At 62.5% G+C, this 26,936-nt stretch carries 24 protein-coding genes and 1 pseudogene; 18 read left to right on the forward strand and 7 right to left on the reverse strand.

The window, feature by feature from the left end:
• From FJ417_RS31675 to FJ417_RS31695, 5 genes are all read left to right on the forward strand, one after another.
• Positions 1-857, forward strand: an 857-nt coding sequence (locus FJ417_RS31675) for a PLP-dependent aminotransferase family protein (protein WP_140786170.1), incomplete at its 5' end; no start/stop codon positions are given.
• 511 nt (positions 858-1,368) lie between these two features.
• The gene (locus FJ417_RS31680; protein WP_140786171.1) at positions 1,369-1,758 is read left to right on the forward strand and encodes a hypothetical protein; all 390 of its coding nucleotides are present in this window, start codon (positions 1,369-1,371) and stop codon (positions 1,756-1,758) included.
• 92 nt (positions 1,759-1,850) lie between these two features.
• Entirely contained in the window at positions 1,851-2,402 is a 552-nt protein-coding gene (locus FJ417_RS31685; RefSeq protein ID WP_140786172.1) for a copper chaperone PCu(A)C, read from the forward strand.
• Complete coding sequence (locus tag FJ417_RS31690; protein ID WP_140786173.1) at positions 2,383-3,003, forward strand: SCO family protein; 621 nt, start codon at positions 2,383-2,385, stop codon at positions 3,001-3,003. Before FJ417_RS31685 ends, FJ417_RS31690 begins: the two co-directional genes overlap by 20 nt.
• Before the next feature lie 331 nt (positions 3,004-3,334).
• Complete coding sequence (locus tag FJ417_RS31695; protein ID WP_140786174.1) at positions 3,335-4,735, forward strand: PepSY domain-containing protein; 1,401 nt, start codon at positions 3,335-3,337, stop codon at positions 4,733-4,735.
• Positions 4,736-4,809: 74 nt separating this feature from the next.
• Here FJ417_RS31695 and copD read toward each other — a convergent pair whose 3' ends face one another.
• The 3 genes from copD to FJ417_RS31710 all read right to left on the reverse strand — a co-directional run bounded on the left by copD (position 4,810) and on the right by FJ417_RS31710 (position 6,632).
• Entirely contained in the window at positions 4,810-5,700 is an 891-nt protein-coding gene (copD, locus tag FJ417_RS31700; protein WP_140786175.1) for a copper homeostasis membrane protein CopD, read from the reverse strand.
• Positions 5,701-5,784: 84 nt separating this feature from the next.
• Positions 5,785-6,153, reverse strand: a complete 369-nt coding sequence (gene copC, locus FJ417_RS31705; RefSeq protein WP_140711152.1) for a copper homeostasis periplasmic binding protein CopC — start codon at positions 6,151-6,153, stop codon at positions 5,785-5,787.
• Positions 6,154-6,263: 110 nt separating this feature from the next.
• Entirely contained in the window at positions 6,264-6,632 is a 369-nt protein-coding gene (locus FJ417_RS31710) for a hypothetical protein (protein ID WP_140786176.1), read from the reverse strand.
• A 318-nt stretch (positions 6,633-6,950) separates the two neighbouring features.
• Between FJ417_RS31710 and FJ417_RS31715 the strand changes: the two genes are divergently transcribed.
• From FJ417_RS31715 to FJ417_RS31725, 3 genes are read left to right on the forward strand one after another with little or no spacing between them, the layout of a single operon-like run.
• The gene (locus tag FJ417_RS31715; protein WP_140786177.1) at positions 6,951-7,832 is read left to right on the forward strand and encodes a zinc ABC transporter substrate-binding protein; all 882 of its coding nucleotides are present in this window, start codon (positions 6,951-6,953) and stop codon (positions 7,830-7,832) included.
• On the forward strand, positions 7,829-8,623 hold the full coding sequence (locus tag FJ417_RS31720; protein WP_140711154.1) for an ABC transporter ATP-binding protein: 795 nt from the start codon (positions 7,829-7,831) through the stop codon (positions 8,621-8,623). Before FJ417_RS31715 ends, FJ417_RS31720 begins: the two co-directional genes overlap by 4 nt.
• Positions 8,607-9,410: a metal ABC transporter permease gene (locus FJ417_RS31725; RefSeq protein ID WP_210239424.1), complete on the forward strand. Its 804-nt coding sequence runs from the start codon at positions 8,607-8,609 to the stop codon at positions 9,408-9,410. Before FJ417_RS31720 ends, FJ417_RS31725 begins: the two co-directional genes overlap by 17 nt.
• Before the next feature lie 91 nt (positions 9,411-9,501).
• Here FJ417_RS31725 and FJ417_RS31730 read toward each other — a convergent pair whose 3' ends face one another.
• From FJ417_RS31730 to FJ417_RS31740, 3 genes are all read right to left on the reverse strand, one after another.
• Positions 9,502-10,206 carry a hypothetical protein gene (locus tag FJ417_RS31730; protein ID WP_140786178.1) on the reverse strand — a complete coding sequence of 235 codons (705 nt, stop codon included), beginning with the start codon at positions 10,204-10,206 and terminating at the stop codon, positions 9,502-9,504.
• 76 nt (positions 10,207-10,282) lie between these two features.
• Complete coding sequence (locus FJ417_RS31735) at positions 10,283-10,927, reverse strand: HupE/UreJ family protein (protein ID WP_246687619.1); 645 nt, start codon at positions 10,925-10,927, stop codon at positions 10,283-10,285.
• A gap of 284 nt (positions 10,928-11,211) precedes the next feature.
• Positions 11,212-13,092: a M23 family metallopeptidase gene (locus tag FJ417_RS31740; protein WP_181183352.1), complete on the reverse strand. Its 1,881-nt coding sequence runs from the start codon at positions 13,090-13,092 to the stop codon at positions 11,212-11,214.
• 181 nt (positions 13,093-13,273) lie between these two features.
• Here FJ417_RS31740 and FJ417_RS31745 point away from each other — a divergent pair, with 181 nt between their 5' ends.
• From FJ417_RS31745 to FJ417_RS31755, 3 genes are read left to right on the forward strand one after another with little or no spacing between them, the layout of a single operon-like run.
• Positions 13,274-14,236 (forward strand): GTP-binding protein, encoded by a 963-nt coding sequence (locus FJ417_RS31745; protein WP_140786180.1) that lies wholly within the window; start codon positions 13,274-13,276, stop codon positions 14,234-14,236.
• A 31-nt stretch (positions 14,237-14,267) separates the two neighbouring features.
• Positions 14,268-14,591: a nitrate reductase gene (locus tag FJ417_RS31750; protein WP_181183353.1), complete on the forward strand. Its 324-nt coding sequence runs from the start codon at positions 14,268-14,270 to the stop codon at positions 14,589-14,591.
• 4 nt (positions 14,592-14,595) lie between these two features.
• Positions 14,596-15,471 (forward strand): alpha/beta hydrolase, encoded by an 876-nt coding sequence (locus tag FJ417_RS31755; protein ID WP_140786181.1) that lies wholly within the window; start codon positions 14,596-14,598, stop codon positions 15,469-15,471.
• A gap of 57 nt (positions 15,472-15,528) precedes the next feature.
• On the opposite strand, the gene FJ417_RS31760 is transcribed toward FJ417_RS31755, so the two are convergent.
• A complete protein-coding gene (locus tag FJ417_RS31760; protein WP_181183354.1) occupies positions 15,529-15,954 on the reverse strand; it encodes a Fur family transcriptional regulator in 426 nt (141 codons plus the stop codon).
• 103 nt (positions 15,955-16,057) lie between these two features.
• Between FJ417_RS31760 and zigA the strand changes: the two genes are divergently transcribed.
• From zigA to FJ417_RS31790, 7 genes and pseudogenes are all read left to right on the forward strand, one after another.
• Entirely contained in the window at positions 16,058-17,275 is a 1,218-nt protein-coding gene (gene zigA / locus FJ417_RS31765) for a zinc metallochaperone GTPase ZigA (RefSeq protein ID WP_140786183.1), read from the forward strand.
• Positions 17,272-17,415: a hypothetical protein gene (locus FJ417_RS33335; RefSeq protein WP_181183355.1), complete on the forward strand. Its 144-nt coding sequence runs from the start codon at positions 17,272-17,274 to the stop codon at positions 17,413-17,415. Before zigA ends, FJ417_RS33335 begins: the two co-directional genes overlap by 4 nt.
• On the forward strand, positions 17,412-18,197 hold the full coding sequence (locus tag FJ417_RS31770; protein ID WP_140786184.1) for a metal ABC transporter ATP-binding protein: 786 nt from the start codon (positions 17,412-17,414) through the stop codon (positions 18,195-18,197). The genes FJ417_RS33335 and FJ417_RS31770 overlap by 4 nt, the downstream gene beginning before the upstream one ends.
• Positions 18,194-19,063: a metal ABC transporter permease gene (locus FJ417_RS31775; protein WP_140786185.1), complete on the forward strand. Its 870-nt coding sequence runs from the start codon at positions 18,194-18,196 to the stop codon at positions 19,061-19,063. Before FJ417_RS31770 ends, FJ417_RS31775 begins: the two co-directional genes overlap by 4 nt.
• Before the next feature lie 18 nt (positions 19,064-19,081).
• Positions 19,082-19,996 carry a zinc ABC transporter substrate-binding protein gene (locus FJ417_RS31780; RefSeq protein ID WP_140786186.1) on the forward strand — a complete coding sequence of 305 codons (915 nt, stop codon included), beginning with the start codon at positions 19,082-19,084 and terminating at the stop codon, positions 19,994-19,996.
• A 205-nt stretch (positions 19,997-20,201) separates the two neighbouring features.
• Positions 20,202-20,393, forward strand: a pseudogene (locus FJ417_RS31785) (invasion associated locus B family protein); the annotation flags it as partial.
• A 694-nt stretch (positions 20,394-21,087) separates the two neighbouring features.
• A partial coding sequence (locus FJ417_RS31790) for an autotransporter-associated beta strand repeat-containing protein (protein ID WP_246687622.1) occupies positions 21,088-26,936 on the forward strand: 5,849 nt, incomplete at its 3' end.

Consider the following 26,936-nt stretch of genomic DNA (forward strand, 5'->3'; position numbering starts at 1 on the left):
TCGATCTTCTCGCGCGCCTTTTGCTCGACCCCGACGACACGGTGTGGATGGAGGAGCCCGGCTATTACGGCGCCAAGGCCGCCTTCACCGTGGCCGGTGCCAGGATCCTGCCCATCCCGGTCGACCAGGAGCGCGGCTGGTATCTCGACCCGCCGGACCCGTTGCCCCGCCTCATCTATGTGACGCCGGCCTGCCAGCATCCGCTCGGCATCACCATGCGCATGGAGGAGCGGCTGCGCCTGCTCGACATCGCCGAGACCGCCAATGCCTGGGTGATCGAGGACGATTTCGACGGCGAATACCGCTTTCAAGGGAGGCCTGTGCCGGCGATCCAGAGCATGGACCGCTCCGGCCGCGTCATCTATGTCGGCACCTTCGCCAAGCTCCTGTTTCCCGCACTTCGCCTCGGCTTCATGGTGCTTCCCGTGGAGCTCGCCGGCCGCATCGTCAACGCGCTCTCCACCACCGGCCAGTTCGCGCCGCTGCTGCTGCAGGCCGCCTTGGCCGATTTCATCACCGAAGGCCATATGAGCCGGCACCTGAAGCGCATGCGCCGCATCTACGCCCAGCGCCGCCAGCTTTTTCGCGACATTGTTGCGGAACGACTCCGCGACGAGATCACCCTCTCCCCCGCCGAAGCCGGCATCCAGGTGGTGGGCTACCTCAAGCCAGGTATAGACGACATCAAGGTCAGCCAGGCCGCGGCAAGAAGGGCGATCAACGTCTCGCCGCTGTCGAAATATTTCCAGGACACGGCGCCGACCCAAGGGCTGGTGCTGGGCTATGCGGCTTGTGACGCGGCGCAGATGCGGGACGGGGTGGAGAGGTTGGCGGCGGCGATAAGGGAGACGCTGTGAGGGGAGCTAGGTGCTGCCTTCGGAGAATGGATAATGGCTTTCGCCGAAACTATCCGTTTCTATCCGATTGTGCGCTATGCCACTGAAATCACAAAACAAATTTGAATTCGATAGGCGCCGCGGCTACGACAGGGCGGCCGAAACCCTGCCCTGCCGTGCTTACGCTTTGCTTACGCGCGGCATCTTTCAAGGAGGCGCTCGAGCATGGCGAAGTGACCAAACGAACTGTCGATACCACTGAAATTCGTTTCGTTCCAAGCGGCGCCACATCATCGAAAGGCGCGAGTCAAAATAGCGGCAGTCGATCATCCCGAGAAATAAGACTTGAGTGACCTTTGCCGTCGCCAGAATCGCGTTCATAGGCAAACTCCTGCCCTCAGGGTCCAAACCTCATCGCCCAAATCGTAGGCCGCTTGGTGCCGCAAAACGGCTTGCACAAATCGCCGCACCTTTGGAAAGTATTTCTGATCACTCCGGCGTGATGATAGGTATCGGTCATTGGAGGCCGTTTGTGGGCTATCGCACCAGGAAAGCAGGGCTGATTGGAGCGCTAGCGCTTGCGCTGGTGCTTGTCGTCCAATCCGTCGTCGGCGCCTTCGCGCTCGGCGCGGCTGGCGCTGGGCAGCAACTGGATGCTTTCGGCAATCCGCTCTGCCTCAACGGTCCGGGTCATGACGGTTCGGGCGGCAACAGTTCGCCGGATCACTCCAAAGTCCCCTCCTGCTGCACCTTTGCCTGCAGCATGTTCTGGCCAGGCGTGGCCGCGCCGACGAACGTCGGCCAGATCGCGCCAGGTCTGCGCACCGCCGAGCGACTGGCGTTCACCCACCCCAAGACGATAGACCTCAACGAGAAGGGCTATCGGCCCGGCAATCCCCGCGCTCCCCCAATATTGGTCTGATGGCGACCCGCGTAGGCGGGACATCACCCTTCAAGATCAAAGGCTTCGGATTCCGCCGTCAAATCGGTGGGACCGCCTTGGGAGCAATCCAGATGCAAAATCCATTCCGCGCTTTCGCGCGCACGCTTTCGTTTGCCCATCCGCTCGGCCGATTTCGTTCGTTCGAGGAACGGCTAGGCATCGCCGTTTTCACGCTGGCACTGATTTTCGCAACAACCCACTCCTTGTGGGCACATGAGTTCAAGGCCGGCGATATCGAGATCGTCCATCCCTGGTCGCGTGCCACACCTGAAGGTGCGGCGGTTGCCGCCGGCTACTTCACGCTGAAGAACCATGGATCGACGGCCGATCGCCTCGTCTCGGCAACCGGCGACATAGCCGGCATGACGCAAGTCCACGAAATGGCTGTGGACGCCCAGGGCGTCATGACCATGAAGCAACTCGCCGACGGGTTGGAGATACCGGCCGGCGGCGAGGTCACGCTCAAGCCCGGCTCGTTCCACATCATGTTCATGGGCCTGAAGCAGCCGGTGAAACAGGGCCAGCCCTTCAAGGGCACGCTGACCTTCGAGAAGGCGGGCACGGTCGAGGTCGAATACGCCGTCGACGCCATGGGAGGCGAGCATGACGACCACGGCGAATAGTGCTCGTCCCGCAAGGCGATTGGGCTCGATCATCGCGCTTGCCTGCCTGGCGCTTATGCTGGTCGGGATAACCGCAATGCTTGTCTGGCCAAGGCTGGTGCAGCGGAACGTCTCGCCGATCGGCGGGCCGTTCACGCTCACCACCCAGACCGGGGAGAAGCTTTCGGACACCGATCTGCGCGGCAAGCCGTTCGCGATCGTCTTCGGCTTCACGCGCTGCCCGGAAGTCTGCCCGACCACGCTGTGGGAGACGACGGAAGCGCTCAAGACCCTCGGCCCTGATGCCGACAAGCTCAGGGTGCTGTTCGTCTCCGTCGATCCGACGCGGGATACGTCGGAATTCATGGCGCGCTACCTGCAGTCCTTCGACAAGCACATTACCGGGCTTACCGGCACCGAAACCGAGATCGCCTCAATCGGCAGGGAATACCGCATCTACTACAAGAAGGTGCCGACCGACGACGGCGACTACACCATGGACCACACCGCGACGATGTTCCTGATGGATGCCGAAGGGCAGTTCACCGGGACGATCTCCTACGGCGAGGAGATGGCGATGCGGGTTCAAAAACTCCGCCGGCTGATCGGCGGCTCGGCATGAGACTGGGCCAGTGCACAAGCTCCAGTCCCTGGGTGCAGTTCGGACTGACCTTCGCCACGGGTGCGGCGTCCGGCCTTGCCGTGTTCGCTTGAGTTGTCCCGAAGTCTCCCGAACCGGGCGCGCGGCTGTTCGATCTGCAGCGCAACGGCCTCGATGTCTTTGACGCCTTCGTGGTGGCATGGCTGTTCGGCCAACTGGCTGTTCCCGTCCACCATGTGCTGCCTGGCATCGTACGCGACTGAAATAGCACGGCCGCGTCCCGGACGCGGCTGTTCCCCCTTCAAAACATTGCAACGGCGGCCGCTCGGACCGCCTTCCTGGAGAGGTTATCATGTCTACCGCAACGCTTGCGACACAGCCGGACGTGGCTGTCAGCACAAGGCTCTATCGCGCCATCTGGCGCTGGCATTTCTATGCCGGCCTCTATGTCATCCCGTTCCTGCTGGTGCTCGCCTGCACCGGCCTCATCATGGTCTACGGCAATTCGATCGAGACCTTTCTCGGCGCCAAGCACTACGTGGCGCCCGGTGGCGAGCGCGCTTCCTACGAGGCGCAGTCGCAAGCGGCCGTCGCGGCGATTCCCGGCGGCGCGCTGAAGCTGATGGTGGTGCCGAAGGAGGACGACCGCGCCACCGTCTTCATCGTCAACGGCAATGGCAAGGACAATGTCGTCGCCATCGATCCGCATGACGCCAAGGCGCTGGATACAATCGTCAAGGATGATACTTGGTTCTACTGGGCCGACAACATCCACGGCACGCTGCTGCTAGGCGATGTCGGCGATCGTCTGATCGAGGTCGCCGCCGGCCTCGGCATCGTGCTGATCCTCACCGGGCTCTATATGTGGTGGCCGCGCAACGGACGTTCGCTCGGCAAGGTGCTGTTCCCGAATCTCTCCGCGCGGGGGCGCTCGTTCTGGAAGGAAATCCACGTCTCCCTGGGCTTCTACATCTCAATCGTGCTGTTCTTCTTCCTGCTCTCCGGTCTCTCCTGGACCGGCATCTGGGGCACCAAGATCATGCAGGCCTGGAGCACTTTTCCGGCGGCGAAATGGGACAATGTTCCGCTATCCGACAAGACCCATGCCTCGATGAATCATGGCGCCTTGAAGGAAGTGCCCTGGGCGCTGGAGCAGACGCCGATGCCGATGTCGGGTTCGCAGGCGGGTTCCGCCGGCCTGCAGATGGGCCAGATCAATCTCGACACCGTCGCCGCCTACGCCCGCGCCAGCGGCTTCACCGAGCAGTTCCGCATCAACGCGCCGCAGGGCGAGGGCGGCGTCTACACTATCTCGGCCGATTCCATGGATGGCGACACCAAGAACGCTTTCGGCGACCGCACGGTCCATATCGACCGCTACACCGGCAAGATTCTTGCCGACGTGCGCTTCGCCGACTACGGGCTGGCCGGCAAGGCGATGGCGGTCGGCATCGCACTGCATCAGGCCAATCTCGGCTGGTGGAATACCGCGCTCAACGTGCTGTTCTGCCTGTCGGTCATCACTATGGCGTTGTCCGGCGTCGTGATGTGGTGGAAGCGCCGCCCCACGGGGCGCCTCGGCGCGCCGCTTTATCCGAAGAACTACCGGGCGCCGGTGGCGATCATAGTGATCGCGCTTGCGGTTTCGGCTCTCTTTCCGCTGACTGGCATCGCGATCGTCGTCTTCGCCATCATCGACTGCTTGGTGCCGAAGCGCTTCAAGGAAGCTGGTCTTCAGCCGGCGGGAGCCTGACGCTCGAACGGGCTCGCCCGCTTTTGCGGAAGAGCCCATATCGCGGAACAATCGGGCTCCGCCATCAGGTAGGATCACTCCCCGCCGTTCGGATCGAGCATGCCAAAGATCGCGACGAGCAGGATGGCGGCAAGGCCGAGGCCGATCTCGACCAGCGTGCCCGTCCGGATTGCCGCGAGGGCCGAGGCTCGGTCGCGGCCGATGCGGGGCACAAACCGATAGCGGTTGAGAATCGCTACCGAAGTCATGACGAGCACGACAGCGATCTTCGCCGTCAACAACGCCCGGTAGGTCGAACTCCAGCCGAACGGCCAGCCGACGATGAAAAGGCTGTTGCCGATGCCGGAGAGGATCGCCAGCGCGACCGCCCAGTGGCCGGCCGTCGAGAAACGGCGAAGCGCTGTCGCGGTCTCCGCCCGGAATGGCGGCCGGCCGAATCTGGCCAGCACGAGTACAAGCGGCAGTAGGGCGCCGAACCATGCGCCCGCGGCAAGCAGGTGCAGGATGTCGTTGAGCGGATGGACAACGCCTTGCCAGCCGTCCTGCATGACGGCGTGTCCAGTGAGCGCGAGGCTGGCCAAGGCCAGGGCCGCCGTCGCAGCCGTCGCCATTGGCGCAAGGCGGGCGGAAGCGCTCTGCGCGATCGCCAGCGCGCCGGCAGCGGACAGTTGCCAAAGCCACGCCTTGCCGACGCTCGTCGAGACAACGATGTCGCCGAGCACCTGTCCGTTGACGGCATCCGGCCAGCCATCGCCGATCATCGCGGCCTGCAGCGGCAATGCCGCGCATGTCGTGACCAGGACCAGGCCGACCGCCGCAAGGCGAAAGATCGTCAACCTCTCCGCCACCGGCTCGGCCAGACGTCGCGGGACAAGCGTTGTGAGATAGCCGAAGCCGCCCCATAGCAGCATCAGCGCCGCATCGTGAACGAAGCGGCAGGCCATGAGCAGGGTGTCCGGCGTCATCGGGCGGCCGGGCGATCGGACGTAGGGTGGTCCATCATCGGGCGGAGCGAACGAGGGGGCACGAATCGTGCCCCCTCTGGCCGATCACGGCTTCACGGTGAACTTGTAGTCGCCATGCGTCTTGTGGCCGTCCTGCGACAGCGCATGCCACTCGACCTTGTAGGTACCGGCAGCAAGTCCTGCTGGTAGATTGACCATGAAGGTCTTATCGCCGTCCATCAGCATGTCATTGTCGGTCTTGACCGCCTTCTTATCGGGTCCGGTGACCTTCACGCCGGTGAACTTCAGGTTGAGCTCCTCGCTGAACTTGAGGTCAAGCTCCGTAGGCGCTTCCTTGACCGTCCCGTTGATCGGCGGTTGCGCCGCTTCGAGATGGGCATGGGCATACGCGGCTTCCGAAAGCGCGACGGAGGAGAGGGCTGCAAATGCGGTTGCGAGAACGATATTGCGCATGGTTCATTTCCTTATGGTGGGCGGACTAGGCCGGCCCGAATTGAATTGGAGACTGGTCGAGATCTAGAAGCGATCCTGCAACCGCCACGGTTGCTTCCGCCGGTTTCCAGTCAGGGGGGACCGCGTGAGCTGAGCGGCTGAAGCTCGTAACGCCGGACCAATGCATCGGAAAAACGCCTGCTGTCGGAGGTGATGAGGAAGGCGTTCAACAGCGGCTCGACGCTGTTCGCTTCGGGAATGATCGCCGTTGCGAAATCGCAGCCGGACAGGCAGCAGTCGCAATCATAGCCGCCGCTATGCGATCCGCTGTGCGAAGTGGTTCCCGCATCGGCGGTGCACAAGATGTTGCCGAAAGCATCGCGCGGCCCAGTGGCGGCCTGCGCGCCGATTCCCGCACCGCTTACGAATGCCTGAACGAAAAGAACCAGTGCAGCGGCGATCGCTGCTGGTGCGGGCGATCGTCTGCGCGACAATGTCATTTGGCCAAGCCGATCCTGTCCTCCAGGGCTATAGCATACGTGATTTCGGCTTGGCTATCGTGGCTTCGGCCAGCGGGACGATAACAAAAAATTGGGCGCCGCGGGCGACACCGTGGCGGCCGGCGAGCACCGATTGGCCTACGGTACCTGGGTATCGTCAGGCCGCGGGAGGTCGGACCTGCCGAGAGCGGATCGCACATATTTTCACATTTCCGTTATGTGATAACATCGCTTTCTGGTTGACTGACGTAATAACATAACCTACCCAGTGATCGCTTCGGCGACAGGGGTTGCCTCGCTCTGCAAAGGGAGAAAGACATGCGTTCCTTTCCATTTTTGGCGGCGCTGTTGTTCGCCGTGACATTGCTGACAGGCGGCGGTGCTCGCGCCGAAGATAAGGTGAACATCGTCGCGGCCGAGAATTTCTATGGCGATCTCGCCCGTCAGATCGGCGGCAGCAATGTCGCGGTGACCAGCATCCTTGCCAATCCCGACGATGACCCGCATCTGTTCGAGACCAGCCCATCGACGGCGCGCACGATCGCCGACGCCAAGATCATCATCTACAACGGCGCGGATTACGATCCGTGGATGGAGAAACTTCTATCAGCCTCCACCAACGCGCAGCGCACGACCATCGTGGCCGCGGATCTGATCGGCAAGAAGTCGGGCGACAACCCGCATTTGTGGTACAATCCGGCGACGCTGCCCGCGATCGCCAAGCAACTCTCCGCCGACCTTTCAAAGCTCGACCCCGCCAATGCAGCGCACTATCAGGCCAACCTGGCGAAGTTTCAGTCGTCGTTGGATGCAATCAACAAGCAGATCGACGACGTCAAGAAGGCCTATGGCGGAACCGAGGTCACCGCGACGGAGCCGGTGTTCGGCTATATGGCCGATGCCCTCGGCCTCAAGATGCTGAACTACGATTTTCAGGTCACGGTGATGAACGATGCCGAGCCGAGCCCGACGCAGGTGGCGGCATTCGAGAACAGCCTCAAGGACGGATCGGCCAAGATCCTCTTCTACAATTCGCAGGTGACGGACGAAGCGACGACGCGTCTCCTCGACATTGCCAAGCAGAACAAGGTCACCGTCATAGGCGTAACCGAGACGGAACCCGCCGGCAAGACGATCCAGTCGTGGTTCGGCGGCCAGATCAGCGACGTGCAGAAGGCCTTGGCTGCCCGCACACAATGAATGTCATCGCCTTCGACAGGGTCACATTGACCTATGGGGGACGCCGGGTTCTTACCGACGTCTCCTTTTCCATTCCACAGGGTGCGTTCGTGGGGCTGCTTGGCGCCAATGGGGCGGGCAAGACAACGATGCTGCGCGCGGTCCTGGGGCTTTTCCGTCCGGCCAGCGGAACGATTTCCGTCCTTGGCCGGCCGCCGACACGCGGCAATCCCGCCATAGGCTATATGCCGCAGGCGCGCCGCACCGTGACCCATGCCGGCATCAGCGGCTTCGATCTCGTCGTCACGGCGGCGGGCGGCCATCGTTGGCGCTGGCCGGCGGCGTCGGCGATCGAGAAGGACGCGGCATGGAAAGCGCTTGAAGAGGTCGGCGCGGCCGATATCGCCAGGAGGCCGTTCGCGGAGCTGTCGGGGGGCGAGCGGCAGCGAATCCTCATCGCCCAGTCGCTGATCGGCGACCCCAAGCTGCTGCTGCTCGACGAGCCGCTGATCAGCCTGGACGCCGCGCATCAGCGCACCATCATCGAACTCGTCCATGAGGTCGGCGAGCGGCTGGGTATCGCCGTCATCTTCTGCTCGCACGAGATCAACCCCTTGCTGCGCGCCGTCGATGCCGTCCTCTATCTCGGGAACGGCAACGCCGCGATCGGGAGCGTCGACGAGGTCATCAACGGTCCGGTCCTGTCGAGGCTTTATGGAACGCACATCAACGTGGTGCGGGTAGGCGGACGCATCTTCGTGATGGCCGACGACGTTGAACTGGAGGGCGCCGCGCATGTTCACGATGTTTGACTACGAATTCATGCGCAACGCCTTCGCCGCGTGCACGGTCGTTGCCATCGTGACCGGGGCGGTAGGATATTTCCTCGTGCTGCGAGGCCAGACCTTCGCAGGACATGCGCTGGCTCATGTCGGATTTCCTGGCGCAACGGGCGCCGGCCTGCTCGGCCTGTCGCCATTCTTCGGGTTGACTATCTTCACCGTGCTGGCCGGCATCGGCATCGGCCTTCTGGGCGAAAGAGCGCATCGCGACGTCGCGATCGGCATCGTGCTGACCCTTTCGCTCGGTCTCGGCTTGCTTTTCCTGCATTTCTACACCGCTTTCGCGTCCCAGGCGACGAATGTCCTGTTTGGAAACGTGCTCGGCATCAGTTTCCGGACGGTCGTCATCCTTGCAGTGCTTTCCCTGGCGATCCTGGTCGGCTTGACCTTCATTTCCAGACCCTTGCTCTTCGCCAGCCTGCAGCCTGAGCTGGCGGAGGCCAAGGGCGTGAACCTCGATCTGGTTTCGACATTGTTCATGATCATTGTCGCCGTGACGACGGCTGAAGCCACCCAAATCGTCGGCGTGCTTCTCGTCTTCGCGCTGATGGTCGCCCCGGCGGCAACGACGCTGCGCCTGACCCGCGGTGTGCTGCGGGGCATCCTTGTCTCGATCGCGCTAGCGGTCGCCATCGCCTGGACCAGCTTGTGGCTTGCGTTCGAAACAGACTGGCCGACGAGCTTCTGGATCACATCGCTCGGTGCCACTGCCTATCTGGGCGCCGGTCTCATCCGGCGCTTGAAGGCGGCGCAATGACTCCCTGATGAACGGCTGAAAGCGTCGAACACCAGAGCAGCCGGCCTGCCGCAGCCACGCGACCAGGATGTTTTTCTGGCCGGGATACCGTTCACGGCATCAGCTTGTGTTCGCCCTGCTTCAAGGAATCGCGCGGACGCGTAAATTGCTGAACAGGAGGCTCATAGCGGTATTTCCCAGTGGGCAATCCATCGGCGGGAGCAGCCCCCGATGGTTGGGGCATGGTTGTTGGAGGCTTGGTGGCGATCGCCGTTCCTCCAAGGAGGAGCCCGATCGCGACCAGCCAACTGCCCAGAATGCGTGTGCCGATCGTGTACCACGCAGGCGGGAAAATCCGTCCGATAAGGCCGACGGCGACAACGATCCAAAGGGCGATGATCGTCCCCGAGAGCGGTATTTGGAAATCGTTCAACGTAGGGTCGGTGAACTTTGTGACGACGGCCAACAACGCGCCGATGAGCAACGCCGCGGCGGGTATTGTGCAAGTTCGGAAACGACCGGAAACGACGAGAACGATGCCGATTATCAGCATCGAAAATGGCGCGGTAAGGAAAGCGTGAGTCGTCGCTCCCCGTACGCCGGCCATCACATCAAGGAATCGATCGTAAAGCAGAGTCCCGACCACCTCGCCCAGCAGCAATGCCACGAGTGTGAGAACTCCAAGCCTCACGCTTACCAGAGCGGTTGCAAAGCCCAATCCGACCAGCGGCAAGACGCGTTCAGGAGAAAGGGCGCTGTTGAGGATCCACCAGGACGTCTGCGTCCTTTCCGAAGAGGTCGCAAGTACGCCGATCATGGCAACGCCAGCGATGGCCACGACAGGGCCTGACCATCGAAACAGGAATCGCCACGCCGATCGCTTGGGATATGTTTCAGGCGACAAGGAAATAAACGCCTCCCGCCGCGATCAATCCGCCCAGGCCCTGCGACAACCGTCCGCCGAATGCCTTGCCCAGCAGAAGTCCGAATCCGATACCCAGCAGATGGATCAAGCCGGTGGCGATGACGAAGCCGATTGCATAGTCGGCCGGGTCGGCTGCATTCGGCAGTTCGGCGCCGTGGGCGTGTCCGTGGCAGATGGCGAACACGGCAATCATAAGCAACGCAACCCATTCCGCCGGCCGCCAGGCGCAGGCGATGGCCAGCCCCAGGGCGATGATCGACAGCGCAATGCCAATCTCAACACCGGGCAGCGGGACACCTGCTATTCCGGCAATCCCGCCCACGACCATGACCAGCGGGAATGCAACCGGCAGCGTCCAGATCGAACGCCCACCGATCTGGGCGCCCCACAGTCCCACGGCAAACATGGCCAGGAAATGATCAGGCCCGGTCAGCGGATGTTCGAAGCCGCTGCCAAATCCACCCGTCCCCGATTGAATGACATGCGCTTGCGCCATCGTGGAGCCGGCCGTCAGAGCTGTTGCCGCCGCCACCATGCCGTATGCAAAATAGCCAAACCGGATCTGGCTGCTGATGGACGGCAGCTCCGCTTTCTCTTCAAGTGTCTGCGCCACTCACGAACCTGCCATGTTGCCAAACCGGCAAATTGCCATCGATGGAATCATCAAGATATGACTTTTACGCTCAATGGATTCAGCGAACCAGAAAACGGCTATTTTTGGCGTTGAGCTCGAAGCGGAGCCTCAATTGTCGGCGCTGGAGCGTGAGAGCGCAAGGGTGCCGAAGCTGAAACGAAGAGGCGCTTGAAGTCCCGGTCACCTCTGGGAGTTCGACCCGGAGCAGATCTGGCGGGCAGATTGGCTTTCGGAATCGAACACGTGCCGAGAGACGGAGGCGATCAGCTTCGGGCCGGCGCCGCGAGAGCATTCGCGTGATCGAAGTTCACGTGACTGAGGTGTCCACGGTCCTTCGGGACCGCCGTCATGGCCTGCTCCAAATATCGCGAAATTCTCCCCACGTGGTCGATCTGCTTTCGCAAGGCTTCAAACCTCTGCCCGGTCAATCGAGTGCCGGCCGTCAGCCGCACGGATGTAGGATCGTAGTAGCGGCCGCCGATCCGCAATTCGTAATAAAGGTGCGGCCCAGTCGAAAGACCTGTCGAGCCGATATAGGCGATCACCTGCCCCTGCTTCACATATTGTCCAACCTGAAGCGTCGCGGGCACTCGGGAAATATGGGCGTAGGTCGTGAAATACCCGCCATCGTGCTGCAGGCGCACATACTTGCCATAGCCGGGCTGCCAACCGATGATGGCAACCTTGCCGTCCCCCGCGGCGACGATCGGAGAGCCATAGGGGGCAGCGTAGTCGACGCCGTTATGATGCAGCCATCGTCTGAGAATTGGATGCAGCCGCCAGGCAAAACCATCGCCAAGCCTTCCGTTGGCGACTGGCTTTGCCATCATCATCTTTGAAACAGACCGCCCCTGGTCATCGAAGAATTCCGCCTCTTCGTTTGCGGACGGCCGATAGCGATAGAATGTCTTGCCGCCATCTCCGCTGTCGAATCTTGCCGAGACAAGTTCGGAGCTGCCATCAGCACGTGTCCGGAAGATCAGCTCGATTAAGTGGGCGTCAGCCGAGCCACCATCGAGCTTGAGGCCGCAGTTGCGCGCCAGCCCGATAATCTGGCTCGCCACGGCGGGCGGCACTTTTTCCTTTTCAAGGCGCTGCATGACAAGCGGATATTTCGCCCGCAGTTGCGAGACATTTCCATCCGCATCCAGTCCGTCCATGCCTTCCGCGTGGAAGCCTGCTTCGGTCGCCTCGGCAGCGAGGCGGTCAAACCAGTCGTGGTTGGCGATCGGCCGAAAACCTCCAGCGTCGCTCCGCGCAAGAATCGCCTCCGCACCATTATCCCGAAGGACCCGGACCGCCGCGAGTTGCGCGGTTCCGGCTTTCGATGCCGGCGTTTCAAGCATCAGGTCGACACGGTCGGAAGGGGCAATGGCCTGCTCCTTCAACGCATCCGCCAGCAAATGGCCATCGGCATTGCTCAAACCCGCGGCAGCTAAAAAAGCGGCAACGTCCACATCGGACTTCGGCATCGCCGCCACCCGTTTGATATGCGGCGCCGGCTGCTCCGCGGCCATGCTGACATTGATAGGAGTCCCTCGCGCCGCCATCATCTTGGAATTGCCCGGCATTGGCCGAGGGACCGCGCTCGGAGCACGGTTTGATGAGGCGTCGGTCCGTGGCTTTGCGAGCAGCGCATCGAAGGGACTCGGCCGCGCAACAGCATATTCCTGAAAAAGCAGCGGTTCCGCCGCATCCGATTGATCGTCAGCAGATGGATTGCCCAGCGAAACCTCGACATGGCGATAGGTGAATTCGTTGGCGGATCCATTGGGGCCGGCTTCCACCAGATTGGCGATCGCATCCGCTCCAGCGACATGCGGCGGTGGCAGCCGATCGTCCTTTGGTGTCGATCCTTGTCTTGTCCTTTGTGGTTTTGCCGGGATTGCCTGGGCAAAGACCGGAGGACGCACGGCAACACGCAATGTGCCAAGCAGCATACCCGTGGCGCCGATGGCCGCGACCATGATCGCGAGCACGAGTCGCGCATGGGTTCGAAACGCAAACCGCACGGTTCGTTCCTGCCAGTGAATGCCCGCCAGGGGACCATGGCTCAAATCGATACCGCGATGCCGGAACGCGCCGGAATTGCCATCATGCCCCCGACGATACTTGCCCGCTGCGGGCACGATAGGCACTGCCATTTGCCAGATTTCCCCTCTCTGGTCCCCGCCCCACATCTTGTCAGGATCGAACGATCCCCGCCCTCTATGACGAGGAAGTGTCCCCAAGGACACCCGTTCAACCCTCACATCTTTGTGCTTGATACGTTATACTATAACCGATAACAAGATGAAAACCGCCCCCTCAACGGAGTTTCCCGCCATGCAGACCCAGACTCCAGTGACCGTGCTGACCGGCTATCTCGGCGCGGGCAAAACCACGCTGTTGAACCGTATCCTGTCCGAAAATCACGGCAAGAAGTTTGCCGTCATTGTCAACGAGTTCGGCGAGGTCGGTATCGACAACGACCTTATCGTCGACGCCGACGAAGAAGTGTTCGAGATGAACAATGGCTGCATCTGCTGCACGGTGCGCGGCGATTTGATCCGCATCATCGACAGCCTGATGCGCCGTCGCGACCGTTTCGACGCTATCCTGGTGGAGACGACCGGCCTCGCCGACCCGGCGCCGGTCGCGCAGACGTTTTTCGTCGACGAGGACGTTCGTTCCAAGACCAGGCTCGATTCCATCGTGACTGTGGTCGACGCCAAGCATCTGCTCGGCGAGATCGACGAAGCGCACGAAGCCCAGGAGCAGTTGGCATTCGCCGACACGGTGCTGCTCAACAAGACCGACCTCGTCTCGGCCGAAGACCTGAAGGAGGTCGAGAGCCGCATCCGGCGCATCAACCCCACTGTTTCCATCCACCGCACACAGCGTTGCGACGTCGATCTCGACAAGGTTCTCGGCCGCAATTCGTTCGACCTTGACCGTATCCTCGAAGTTGAACCGGATTTCCTCGACGAGTTCCACGAGCATGAGCACGATGACCATGTGACCAGCTTCGCCCTGGTCACCAGGGAACCGCTCGACCCGAAAAAATTCCTGCCGTGGCTGCAGACGGTCACGCAGCAGTTCGGCATGGATATGTTGCGCATGAAGGGCATTCTCGCTTTCAAGGACGACGACGATCGCTTTGTGGTGCAAGCCGTCCATATGCTGCTGGAAGGCGATCACCAGCGGCCGTGGAAGGCTGATGAGGAGCGGACCAGTCGTCTTGTCTTCATCGGCCGCAATCTGCCGAAGGGTATCATCGAGAGCGGGTTCATGGGGTGCCGGGCGTGACCTTCGCCTATCACGAGAGGCCGCGAAGCTGGTGAAATTCGTCAATCCCTTTGCGCCCAGACGGGGACCTTCATCATCTCATGCGGACAGGATCAAACAATGGATACGCGATGGGCTTGATCTGAAGGAAGATGTCGCAATCACCGTGACGGAGGTTCGCTGCCGCGAATCCGGCTGTCCGGACCTGGAGACAGTCATCAGCATATTGGAGCGGCCGATACGCTCCTTGCGCGTCGGCAAGGCCGTGGCAATGATTGCAGAGCCCGACATCGCGCTCGCGCTGCAAATCGGGCAACGGCTCCTCGACGCAAACGCGGAGTGTTCATCCCCGAAGGTCAGCGTCAAACAGCATTGAAGGCATGGACTGGATCGAGGATCAAATTGAATGGATTGCGGACGGCAAAAAGGTTGCCGTCGGCCTGACCCGTTTTGGAACGGGCAAGAACCTGCTCCTTTTGCCGGCGCTCAGCTCGATCTCGACCCGCGCCGAAATGCGACCGCTGCAGGAGAGGCTCGGCGCATCCTTTGCCACGACGGCCATCGACTGGCCCGGCTTCGGCGCCTTGCCTCGCCCCAGGATTGCCTGGCGCCCGGAACTTTATCGTACATTCCTGCGCTTCGTGACGCAGAGTGTCGTTCAGCCTGCTGCGACCATCGCCGCCGGTCATGGCGCGGGCTATGCGCTGGCAGTGGCCGCCGAAAATCCGGGTGGCTTGGGTCGCCTTTGCCTGCTGTCGCCGACCTGGCGTGGGCCGCTTCCAACCATGACCGGCAGGCGCATGGCGCTGTTTCGCGGGCTGGCAAAGGCCGTCGACCTGCCGCTCGCCGGGTCTTTTCTCTATCGGCTCAATGTGAACAGCCTTGTCATCGGCATGATGGCGCGCGGCCATGTCTATGCCGATCCGGCCTGGCTGACGCCGGAGCGCATGGCCGAAAAACGCACCGTCACCGACGCGCCTGGCGCCCGCTACGCTTCCTTCCGCTTCGTCGCCGGGGAACTCGATCCGTTCACCGATCGCGATGCCTTCCTGGAAAGCGCGCGAAGAATCTCGACGAAGATACTCGTCGTCTACGGAGGCGGAACCCCACGCAAGTCCAGGGCCGAGATGACGGGCCTGGCATCGCTGACGAATGTGCGGACCGTCGAACTGCCGCGCGGCAAGCTCTCATTCTACGAGGAGTTTCCGAACCAGACCTGGGAGACGATCAACCCGTTCCTTTCAGAATCCGACTGAGGCCGGACTGGTTCACGATACCCAGGGTGTGAAGTTGGCGTAACGCAGGCTGCCACTTCAGGAAGCTGAGGCATTGCAGCTGGCGCAGCGCACCTTGAGTTCAATGGCGACAGTATCGACCTGAAAGGCCTCTTGCTCGGCCCAGGCCACAAGCCGACGATCGACTGTCTCGTCGTGGTGTTCAACAACAGTTCCACACCGGTCGCAGACCGCGAGGATCGTCGTTTGTCCATGATGGGGGTGCGCGTCGGTGCAGCGCACGAAGGCGTTCATGCTCTCGACCTTGTGGACGATACCGCATTGAATAAGACTGTTGACCGCCCGGTAAATCTGCACCGGTGATTTGATCCCCCGAGGCCCAAGTTCCCTCAAAATCTCGTAGGCGCCGATCGGCTTACCTGCTTTGTCTATGATCTCCAGCACGAGCGCCTGGTTCTTGGTCAGACCGCCGGGGATCGTGCCGACGCGATTGAGATCGAGCATTCGGTTCACGTTTCTGTTATGAAATAACATAACTTTCTGTTGACCAATGTAATAACATAACCTACCCAGGGGTCAACTGGAATTGAAATCTACCGGAGATCACATGCAGGCAGAGGCAGGGCGCAAATTGCCGGTGACCGTCCTTTCCGGCTTTCTCGGCGCCGGAAAGACGACACTTCTCAACACCATTCTCGGCAATCGCCAGGGTCGGCGGGTCGCTGTGATCGTCAACGACATGAGCGAGGTCAACATCGATGGGTCGCTGATCCGCGACGGCGGGGCGAACCTGTCGCGGACCGACGAGCAACTGGTCGAGATGACCAATGGTTGCATCTGCTGCACCTTGAGGGACGACCTTCTGAAGGAAGTTCAGGCGCTGGCAAGGCAGGGCCGGTTTGACAATCTTCTGATCGAATCCACCGGCGTTTCCGAGCCGCTTCCGGTTGCCTCCACCTTCGAGTTTCGTGACGAAAATGGCGTCAGCCTGTCGGACGTGGCGAAGCTCGACGCCATGGTCACCGTGGTCGACGCCGCCAATCTGCTGAAGGACTACGCCTCGAGCGATTTCCTGAAGGATCGCGGTGAATCGCTTGGCAATGGGGACAACCGCGCGCTTGTCGACCTGCTGGTCGAGCAGATCGAATTTGCCGATGTCATCGTGCTCAACAAGGTGTCGGCCGCGACGGCGGCCCACCTCGACGCCGCGCGAAAGATCGTGCGTGCGCTCAATCGGGATGCGCGGATCATCGAGACTGATTTTGGTCGGGTGGACCTTGCGGCAATCCTCGACACCGGCCTGTTCGATTTCGACAAGGCGCATCAGCATCCGCTCTGGTTCAAGGAGCTGAACGGCTTTTCCGAACACGTTCCCGAAACCGAGGAATACGGGATTAGTTCGTTCGTCTACCGGGCGCGCCGGCCCTTCGATCCGACGAGATTCAAGGCTTTCATCGACCGCGCATGGCCGGGCGTCGTCCGCGCCAAGGGATTCTTCTGGCTGGCCACGCGCCCGCGGCATGTTGGCGAATTGAGCCAGGCTGGTGCGTTGGTCCGCAGCGGCCGGCGCGGCTTCTGGTGGTCGGCGGTTCCGAAGGCCAGATGGCCCGACAACGACGGCTGGCGCCAATCCATGCAGCCTTATTTCGATCCGGTCTGGGGAGACCGCCGGCAGGAGATCGTCTTCATCGGAACGCACCCGATGAACGAAGCGCGCATCCGGGATGAACTCGATTCCTGCCTGGTTGCCGCCGAAACTTTCTCGCCGGCACAATGGAAGCATCTGTCCGATCCGTTTCCGCGCTGGACGGAGGAAGCCGCATGAACTGGCCACGAATCTCGGCGGGGCGAACGATCTTCGCCCGCAGCTTTCTCGTCTGGTCCGCGTTGGAGCGTCTGGGGGTCTTGGTCCTCATCATCGTCGCGCTGTGGCTGGCGGTTGCCTGGGCGGTGTCGCTGGCATGAACAAGATAGATCCCGCAGCCGCCGAGGCGGGCGGCCGCCTCATCAGCCTGTCGAACGTGACAGTCGCCTATGATCGGCGCCCGGCCGTGCATCATCTTTCCGGCTCGTTTCTTCCGGGCAGCATGACGGCGATCGCGGGCCCGAATGGCGCCGGCAAATCGACGCTGGTCAAGGCGCTGATGAACCAGCTCCCTGTCGTGGAAGGACATATCGACCACGCCGAACTTTCCTCGCGCGACTTCGGCTACCTGCCGCAGGCGGCGGAGATCGACCGCAGTTTCCCGCTGAGCGTCGGAGACACGGTCATGCTCGGCGCGTGGCACGTTGTCGGTGCGTTTCGCGGTATCACCGCGGCGATCACGGCGAAGGCGCGGGAGGCGCTGTCGGCCGTCGGCCTGGAAGGGTTCGAACGTCGTCCCATTGGCTCGCTCTCCGCAGGGCAGTTCCAGCGTGTGCTGTTCGCCCGGCTGCTGCTGCAGGACGCACGGGTCATCCTGCTCGATGAGCCGTTCACCGCCATCGACGCCAGGACCACGCGCGATCTGATGGATATCCTGCTGCGTTGGCACCGCGACGGCCGCACGATCATCGCCGTCCTGCATGATTTCGAACAGGTGAGGGCACATTTCCCCGAAACGCTGCTGATCGCCCGCGAACCGATCGGATGGGGTCCGACATCATCGGTGATGACCGCAGAGAATCTGCTCAAGGCAAGAGCCATGGCGGAAAACTGGGACGACTTTGCCGAGGTTTGTCACCGGCCCAGGAACAAAGCAGCATGAGCCTGCACGACCTGATTTTGGCGCCTTTCGCCGACTATGGCTTCATGCGCCGGGCGCTTGTCGCCTGTTTCTGCCTTGGACTGGGCTCCGGCCCGGTCGGCGTGCTCCTGATGCTGCGCCGTATGAGCCTGGTCGGGGATTCGCTCAGCCATGCCGTCTTGCCCGGCGCGGCGGTCGGCTTCCTGTTCGCGGGCTTTTCGCTGACTGCCATGGGCATCGGCGGGCTGATCGCCGGGCTCGCCGTTGCGATCCTGTCGGGCATCGTCAGCCGCACGACGTCGCTGCGCGAGGATGCCAGTTTTGCCACCTTCTATCTCACGTCGCTCGCCGCCGGCGTGCTGATCGTCTCGCTGCGCGGATCGAGCCGGGATCTGCTGCACGTATTGTTCGGTACCATCCTCGCGATCGACGCGCCGGCGCTTTACCTGGTCGCGACGATCGCTTCGCTCACGCTGATCATCCTTGCGATCGTATACCGCCCGCTGATCGCCGAATGTTTCGACCCCGGATTTCTTCGCGCGGTCGGCGGACGCGGGTCGCTCCACCATCTCGTCTTTCTCTTCCTGGTCGTTCTCAATCTCGTCGCCGGCTTTCAGGCCTTGGGTACGCTCATGGCGGTGGGGCTCATGATGCTGCCCGCCGCGATTGCCCGGCTATGGGCACGCAGCGTGCCCGGAATGTTCATCGTGGCGGCTTCGACGGCAGCGCTCTCCGGTTTCGTCGGGCTGATCGCCTCATTCCATCTCGGCTACGCCTCGGGACCATGCATCATCCTGACCGCAAGCCTCCTCTATTGCGTCTCGCTGCTTGCCGCTCCGTCGGGTGCCGTGCGGCGTCTGTTTCCCCGCCCACACCTTACGGGCTGATCACCAAGGAGAGTTTCGATGAGAAGACTGAATATGATGGCCACGCTTGGGCTCAGCGCTGTTGCCGTGTTTGCGGTGGCGGCCGCTGCCTCCGCGAAGACGCTGCATGTCGTTGCGAGCTTCACGGTGCTTGCCGACGTGGCCAAGGAAGTCGGCGGCAGCAATGTCGAAGTCAAGACAATCGTACCGGCCGACGGCGATCCCCATGAATACGAGCCGACGCCGGACGACGCCAAGAACCTCAAAGCCGCCGATGTCGTTTTCGTCAGTGGCGAAGGGCTGGAGGGCTGGATGGATCGCCTGATCAGCGGTTCCGGTTACACCGGAACGCCGGTCGTCGCTTCCGAAGGCGTCAAGACCCGCACGATGGATGAGGACGGCAAGACCGTGACCGATCCGCATGTCTGGAACAGCCCGGTCAATGTCGAGGTCTGGGTCGGCAACATCGAGAAGGCGCTCGAGGCAGCCGATCCCGAGGGGGCAGGACATTTCAAGGCGAATGCCGAGAGATACATGAAGAAGCTCCATGAACTCGACGCCTACGCGCGTTCCAAGATCGACCCGATTCCGCAGGAGAAGCGCAAGGTGCTGACCAGCCATGACGCCTTCGGCTATTTCGGACGTGAGTACGGGGTTTCTTTCCTGTCGCCGCTTGGCTTGTCAACTGAAGCCGAGGCCTCGGCCGGCGACGTCGCCAAGCTGATCGAGCAGATCAAGAAGGAAGGTGTGAAGACCTATTTCTTTGAAAACTCCAACGATCCGCGTCTCGTCAAGCAGATCGCGGGCGCCACGGGCGCCGAAGCGGGCGGAGAGCTCTACGTCGAGGCCCTTTCGAAAGAGGACGGTCCCGCGCCAACCTACGCCAGGATGTTCAAATACAACGTCGACCAATTGGCTGCTGCCATGGCGAAACAAACGCTGGCGCAGCAATAGAATATTCCATGCCAAAAGCGGATGGGGCCGTCGCCCCATCCGTAGGTTCACCCTGCGATTCCGCCTCTGGCGATGAGATCGAAGAAGCCGCGCCGTGGGGTTGTTGGTTCTGTCCAGAGTGGTATCGGGAGGCCGGCTTGCGGCGTGACGGTGGCCTCCAGAATCCAGTTGCGGGTTTCAAGATGCGTGGGAGCCGCGATGGGCTCGCTTCCGCACCTGCCTGCCCGGCGGCTGCCTCGTCGATCTGAGTTTCGACGCCGAGACCTTGGCCAGCCTGCGCGACGGCAAAAGCCTCAAGGTCAAGGTGGTCGCCGACGGCGGCAAGGAGACCAATCTGGCGCTCTCGCTGAACGGCTTCCCCAGCGCCGTCGACAGGACAATGGCGCTGTTGAAGTAGACGTTCTATTTCCCGTACCGTTGCTCCTGGGCATCGGCAATGTGTTCGCAAAACAGCTCCCCGTTTACACCGGGTCTCGTTCGCTGGATTTCTCCGGATGGCTACCCGCGCGGTGTCTTCATGAAGGCCGTCGAGCGAAGCTCGGGATTCTGCAGTCGAATGTAAGATCTGACTTATATTTAAACATCCTAATGTTTACATCAATAAATCCGAAACGATTCAATTAACCTCTTTATAAGTTGCTTGATGTGTGATGTTCTTGACAGACTTGCTTTGCGGTGCCGATTCGGTCGCCAGTGCAACGCCGCCATTGCCCGGGACCAAGGTGCGATCGCGGTTGGCAATCTGATCAGGCTGAGGAGAGGGTGATGCTGGAGCAGATCAAGCCAGCAGTGGGCATTGCGGATATATGAGGTCGTGGCGCAGCCTAGTCAGGCGAGTGGCGCGTCATTGCCGTCGGTCAGTCGACTGATGCAAGGATCCGCCGAGGGTCATCCCGTTCCGGCCCGGCAAAGCGGGCAGGCAACCCTCCTTGCCAGCTGTCGGTTCGTCACCAACCCCTTCAGCAAATCTCTTATCACATGGATCGGTCGGCTGCCGCCCCGGCCATATCGATTTGCAAGGCGGCCGGCATGTTACGACGACTGGTTGCGGCAGTGACCATTCGACGCGGGGGAATATGATGGATAGAATCGTGAACAGCAAAGCAGGCATGTCGGCGGAGCCGACGCGCGAACCATCATTTGCCCATCGCCTGCTGCGCGGCGGCCGTATGACCAAATGGAAAGGCCAGGCGGCGAGCTATGCGCCGAATCTTGCCCACCTGGCTTCGACGGCAGCTCCGGTCTTGCGTGGTGCGCTTGTGTCGGCCGCGCTATTGGCCGGGCTTGGCGCCGTCCCTGCAGGGGCGGCCGATCTCTATTGGGACGTCAACGGCACCGCTGTGGGCCTCGGGGGTACCGGAGCCTGGAACACCTCGTCCCTGCTTTGGAATCCGAGCAGTGATGGTGTCACCGGGCCGATGGCCAGTTGGAACAATGCCGCCGTCGGCGGCGACAATGCCTTCTTCAACGGCACCGCCGGGACGGTGACGCTCGCGGGGCCGATGACGGCCCACAATCTGACCTTCGGTGTCGCGGGCTATACAATCGCTGGCAGCACGCTGACGCTCACCGGCACGACGCCGACGATTTCCACTGCCGGAACCACCACAATCAGTTCGGTGATCGCCGGATCAGGCTTCACCAAAGTCGGCGCCGGCGGGCTGACGCTCACCGGCGCGAACACCTTCACGGGTGACATCACCGTCTCGGCCGGAGGACTTGGGCTCGCCAGCGATGCCTCACTCGGCGCGGCCGGCAATGGCGTGTCACTTGCGAATGGTACCTCTATCAGCTCGACCAGCGCACTTGCCGCCAGCCGGGTTGTTACGATCGTCAGCGGACGTGCGGTCGCAGGTAGTGGGGCGCTCACAGCGCGCTTCACCGGGGCCGGCGGGCTGCAGGTTTTAGGCACAATCAGCAACGACGCCAACGACTATACAGGTCAGACGGTTTTCGGCCAAGGCACCAACGGCTTCACCTCGGTAGCAGACCTTGGGGTGGCAAGCTCGCTCGGCGCGCCTACGGATGCGGCGTCGGGTACCATCACTGTAAGCGCCGGTGGCGGAGTGGGCGGCAATCTGGTCTATTTCGGTGACGGCGACAGCTCCAATCGCAACTGGCGTTTCAACAACACCTCCAGCGGAGGCAACTATCTCCAGAACGCTGGCACCGGGACGCTGACGCTGACCGGCGATATTCTTGCCGGCGGTGCCTACGGACTTACCATGAATTTCTCCGCGGCGTCCGGCGACATGGACCTGCTGGGCGTCATTAGTTCCTCGGTCGCCCGGGCTATCGCCTTTACCGGAAATGCTGGCTGGATCATCACCCTCGGGGACGCCAACACCTACACCGGGCCGACCACGATCAACACTATCACCGTCAGGGCCGGGACCCTGGCGAACAGCGGTGCCAACAGCTCGTTCGGCACCGGCAACACTATCAATTTCGGCGGCGGCACGCTGAGCTATACCGGAACGGGCTCGGCGACCAACCGCACGCTGACGATCTCGGGCTCCAGCACCATCAGCAATGACGGCACCGGCGCGCTCTCCTTCAGCGGACCGACGAGCTTTGTCGCGGGCGGCGTCGCCGATACGCTGACGCTCGGCGGCAGCTTCGCGGGGGCGAACACATTCTCCGGCGTGATCTCCGGCGCCGGCAACCTCACCATGAACGGCGCCGGCACCTGGGTGGTGAGCGGCAGCAACACTTTCACCGGCACCACCACGGTCCAGGGCGGAACGCTCACCGCCGGCAGCTCTGCTGCATTCGGGCCTTCCAATCCGCTTGTCGTCAATGGCGGCACGCTTGACCTGGGTGGCTTCGACATAACCGCGCGCTCCTTGGCGGGCACCGGCGGGACCGTGGACCTCGGCAGCAACAACCTGACGGTGAACGGCACATCGGGCAGCGCCACCTATGCCGGCGTCATTACCGGCGCCGGCGGCCTCACCAAGCTAGGTGCCAGCACGCAGACGCTGACGGGCGCCAACACCTATTCCGGCGCGACCAGCATCGGCGGCGGCACGCTGGCGCTGGATTTCACAGCGCCCGGCGCGCCGACGGACAATATCGTTTCCATATCCTCGGCGCTCAATATGAGCGGCGGCACGCTCACCGTGAAAGGTGGCACCGGGACGAACAGCCAAAGCTTCAATGGCCTGAACGTCACGGCGGGCAACAACCGGATCAACGCGACCGCTGGCGCGGGCGGCGTGCTGGCGGTCAAACTCGGCGCCGTCAGCCGTACCGGCGGTCTGGTCGATTTCGGCATCGGCACGGGAACGTCGATGGCCACCAGCAATGCCAACGGCGCGCTTGGCGGCTGGGCAACCGTCAACGGCACCGACTATGCGCAAGTGTCGGGCGGCTTCATCACCGCATTCACCGCCTATGTTGATGAGGACAATGCGGCCCTGTGGGCGACGGGCAATATCCTTAGCGACGAAGCCGGCAACGCCAATACGCCCTATTTCGGCACGGTGAACGGCAATGTCGCGCTCGGCGGCCTCAAATACACGGCGGCGGCCAATTCCATCGTCACTGTTGGCGCCGGCAATACGCTCGGCGTGGACGGCACTATAATCGTCTCTCCCTCGGTCGGCACCGCGAACCAGACCATCCAGGGCGGCTCCTTGACCGGAGGCGCCGGTGGAAGCGCGCTTGGCGTGCAGCAGAACAGTGGCGGCACCTTCACCGTCGCCTCGAACATTATCAACAACGGTGGCCCGACGTCCTTCACGGTGGGCGGCACGGGAGGCTCGACCGGCACCGGTGTCGTCGCGCTGACGGGCAGCAACAGTTACACCGGTGCGACGACGGTGAGCGGTGCCACGCTCGCCTTCAACAGTGTCGCCAATGGCGGCGCGGCGAGCGGCATCGGCGCCTCATCCAGCGCGTCGTCGAACCTGGTGATCGAGAACGGCACGTTGCGCTACACCGGCGCAACGGCCTCGGCCGATCGCGGCTTCACCCTCGTCAACGGCGGTCCATCGCGCACCTTCGAGGTCACCAACGCCGCCACCAACCTGACGTTCTCCGGCCAAGTGACCAGCCCGGACGATGCCGGCTTCATCAAGACCGGTGCCGGCACGCTGACGCTGGCCAACGCGAGCAGCGACTATGTCGGCGCCACCACCATTGCCGGCGGCACTCTGGCCGTAAGCGCGCTTGCCAATGGCGGGCAGGCAAGCGGCATCGGCGCGGCGAGCAATGCTTCATCCAATCTTGTGCTGCAGAACGGTGGGAAGCTCAGCTATATCGGCGGAACCACCAGCAGCGACCGTGGCTTCACGCTCGGCACCGGCGGCGGAGCTATCGACGTAATCGGCGGCACCACGCTGACGATGAGCGGGGTTGGCACCGGGACAGGTGGTCTCACCAAGGGCGGCGCCGGTGTCTTGGTGCTGTCGGGCACGAACAATTATACCGGCGGCAGCACGGTAAGCGCTGGCATTCTGCGTGCAGGGTCTGCCGGTGCGTTCGGCACAGGGGCGATGACAGTGGCCACGGGAGCGACTCTCGATCTGGCCAACAACAACAACACCGTGGGCGGGCTCGGCGGCGGGGGCAGCGTGCTGCTGGGCGCGGCGACCCTGACGACGAACGGCAACGGCAGCTTTTCGGGCACGATCGGCGGCAGCGGCGGCGTCGCCGTCGCGGGCGGCAGCCAGACCTTCAGCGGCTGCACCAACAGCTACACGGGAGCCACGACCATCACCGGCACGCTGAACGTCAGCTGCCTGCGCAATGGCGGACAGCCGAGCGACATCGGCGCCTCGAGCAGCGCCTCGACCAGTCTGCAGATCGATGGCACACTGAACTATACCGGCGCCAGCGTCACGACCGATCGCGGCTTTACACTGACCTCGGGCAGGATCACCGTGGAGAACGCCGCCACGACACTCGAGTTCAGCGGGGTGGCGACGGGGACGCAGCTCGAAAAGTTCGGGCCCGGCACCTTGGTGCTCTCCGGTGCCAATACCTACAACGGTGCGACTTTCGTCAACGGCGGCACCCTCCGCGCGGGGTCGACCAGCGCATTCGGCTTGAGCGGCCTGCGAATGGACACGACCGGGGCAACCCTGGATCTGAACGGTTTCAGCAATACGGTCGGTTATATCAGCCAAGGTAATCTGGGCATTACTGGCGGCAACATCACGCTTGGCAGCGCCACGTTGACGATAAGCGGTATCGGAAGCGCCAATTACAACGGTGCCATCAGCGGCAGCGGCGGGCTTGTGAAGAACGGGGCCAGCGCGCAGTCGTTGTCCGGCAGCGCTAGCAGCTACACCGGCCCGACTGTCATCAATGGCGGCATCCTCGCCGTGGCCAGCCTTGCCAATGGTGGCACCAACAGCTCGATCGGAGCATCGAGTTCCGCGCCGAGCAATCTGATCATCAATGGCGGCGTGCTGCGTTATAACGGTACGGGTGGCAGCACCGACCGGCAGTTCACCTTCGGCCCCAATGGCGGCGGTCTCGACGCGTACGCCTCTGGCCCGGGTCCGATCAATTTTACCAGCACGGCGCCTGTCACCATGTCAGGCAGCGGGAGCCGAACGCTGCAGCTCGCGGGCCTGAGCACTGCCGACAACTCGCTTTCGGCGCGTATCGACAACCCGACGGGCGGCACTACCGCTCTCACCAAGAGCGGCACGGGTACCTGGGTGCTGAAGAACCAGACCAGTACCTATACCGGCATCACCACGATCAGCGGCGGCGTGCTTGCCGTCGACAAGCTCGCCGATGGCGGCCAGGCGAGTTCGATCGGGAAGTCGTCGAACCTGGCATCCAGCCTCGTGATCGGCAGCGGTTCGACGCTGCGCTATACCGGCACGGGCGACACCACCGACCGGCTGTTCACGCTGCAGACAGGCGTCAGCTTCATCGAATCGTCCGGCACCGGGGCGATCCAGTTCACCAATACCGGATCCGCATTATACAGTGGGGCCGGAGCGCGCACGCTGGCGCTGGGCGGCACGAACACCGGTCTCAACATAATGGGCGGAACGATCGTCGACCAGAATGCCACGACCGGGAAAACGACGCTGGCCAAGAACGATGCCGGCACGTGGGTGCTGACGGGCAACAACAGCTATTCCGGCAACACCGTCATCAATGACGGGAACCTGATCATCGGCAATGGCGGCACGTCGGGCAACGCCGGCACAGGCAATGTCGTTGTCGTCAACTCGACCTCGACACTGTCGTTCAATCGCAGCGATACGTTCAACTTTGCCGGCAACCTGAGCGGAGCCGGCAACATCGCCCAGATCGGCGCCGGCACGACCAGGCTGACGTCGGCGATCGACAGCAGCATCGGCGGCACGACGCAGGTCGATGCCGGCATGCTGGAATTGGCAACCAACCTGACCAGCAGCGGCGGCACGACCGTGAATGCCGGCACGCTGCAGGTCGACGCGGGCAAGGTGCTGACCACGCCGACCCTCGCCATGGATGGTGGCTCGACCTTGAACGTCAATGGCACCGTGCAGGCGGTCGGCGCGACCCCCGTAGCAATCACCGGCGACGCAGGGGCAAGCACGATCAACATCGCCAATGGCGGCATTTTCCGGGCGACGGGCGACCTTGGCGGTGGCAGCGACACTGTCAATCTGACCGGGACATTGAACACCGGTGCCGGAGCGCTCAACCTTGGCGCCGGCAACGACACGCTGACGCTCAATGATGGCGGCGCGATCGCCGGAACCGTCAACGCCGGCACCGGCGGGGAAACGGGCGCCGGCGATACCCTGCAGGTCAACAACAATGTGGCCCGTACGCTCGACGGCGTAAATGTCAGCGGCTTCGAGAGCCTCAACAAACAGGGCACGGCCACGCTGACGCTGACCGGCAATCACAGCTACAGCGCCGGCACGACGATTGCGGCCGGCACGCTACAGATCGGCAACGGCGCGGTCGCCGGCGCGCTGAC

It is taken from the genome of Mesorhizobium sp. B3-1-7 (genome assembly GCF_006439385.1).
Classification (GTDB): domain Bacteria; phylum Pseudomonadota; class Alphaproteobacteria; order Rhizobiales; family Rhizobiaceae; genus Mesorhizobium.

What these genes read in the sequence shown, in the direction of transcription:
- FJ417_RS31685 (WP_140786172.1), top strand. Translation starts at nt 1,851, where the DNA reads ATGCAAAATCCATTCCGCGCTTTCGCGCGCACGCTTTCGTTTGCCCAT.
- FJ417_RS31780 (WP_140786186.1), top strand. Translation starts at nt 19,082, where the DNA reads ATGAGAAGACTGAATATGATGGCCACGCTTGGGCTCAGCGCTGTTGCC.
- FJ417_RS31740 (WP_181183352.1), bottom strand. Translation starts at nt 13,092, where the DNA reads ATGGCAGTGCCTATCGTGCCCGCAGCGGGCAAGTATCGTCGGGGGCAT.
- FJ417_RS33335 (WP_181183355.1), top strand. Translation starts at nt 17,272, where the DNA reads ATGAACTGGCCACGAATCTCGGCGGGGCGAACGATCTTCGCCCGCAGC.
- FJ417_RS31710 (WP_140786176.1), bottom strand. Translation starts at nt 6,632, where the DNA reads ATGACATTGTCGCGCAGACGATCGCCCGCACCAGCAGCGATCGCCGCT.
- FJ417_RS31755 (WP_140786181.1), top strand. Translation starts at nt 14,596, where the DNA reads ATGGACTGGATCGAGGATCAAATTGAATGGATTGCGGACGGCAAAAAG.
- FJ417_RS31690 (WP_140786173.1), top strand. Translation starts at nt 2,383, where the DNA reads ATGACGACCACGGCGAATAGTGCTCGTCCCGCAAGGCGATTGGGCTCG.
- FJ417_RS31730 (WP_140786178.1), bottom strand. Translation starts at nt 10,206, where the DNA reads ATGATCGGCGTACTTGCGACCTCTTCGGAAAGGACGCAGACGTCCTGG.
- FJ417_RS31725 (WP_210239424.1), top strand. Translation starts at nt 8,607, where the DNA reads ATGTTCACGATGTTTGACTACGAATTCATGCGCAACGCCTTCGCCGCG.
- FJ417_RS31695 (WP_140786174.1), top strand. Translation starts at nt 3,335, where the DNA reads ATGTCTACCGCAACGCTTGCGACACAGCCGGACGTGGCTGTCAGCACA.
- copD (WP_140786175.1), bottom strand. Translation starts at nt 5,700, where the DNA reads ATGACGCCGGACACCCTGCTCATGGCCTGCCGCTTCGTTCACGATGCG.
- FJ417_RS31720 (WP_140711154.1), top strand. Translation starts at nt 7,829, where the DNA reads ATGAATGTCATCGCCTTCGACAGGGTCACATTGACCTATGGGGGACGC.
- FJ417_RS31770 (WP_140786184.1), top strand. Translation starts at nt 17,412, where the DNA reads ATGAACAAGATAGATCCCGCAGCCGCCGAGGCGGGCGGCCGCCTCATC.
- copC (WP_140711152.1), bottom strand. Translation starts at nt 6,153, where the DNA reads ATGCGCAATATCGTTCTCGCAACCGCATTTGCAGCCCTCTCCTCCGTC.
- zigA (WP_140786183.1), top strand. Translation starts at nt 16,058, where the DNA reads ATGCAGGCAGAGGCAGGGCGCAAATTGCCGGTGACCGTCCTTTCCGGC.
- FJ417_RS31760 (WP_181183354.1), bottom strand. Translation starts at nt 15,954, where the DNA reads ATGCTCGATCTCAATCGCGTCGGCACGATCCCCGGCGGTCTGACCAAG.
- FJ417_RS31745 (WP_140786180.1), top strand. Translation starts at nt 13,274, where the DNA reads ATGCAGACCCAGACTCCAGTGACCGTGCTGACCGGCTATCTCGGCGCG.
- FJ417_RS31715 (WP_140786177.1), top strand. Translation starts at nt 6,951, where the DNA reads ATGCGTTCCTTTCCATTTTTGGCGGCGCTGTTGTTCGCCGTGACATTG.
- FJ417_RS31775 (WP_140786185.1), top strand. Translation starts at nt 18,194, where the DNA reads ATGAGCCTGCACGACCTGATTTTGGCGCCTTTCGCCGACTATGGCTTC.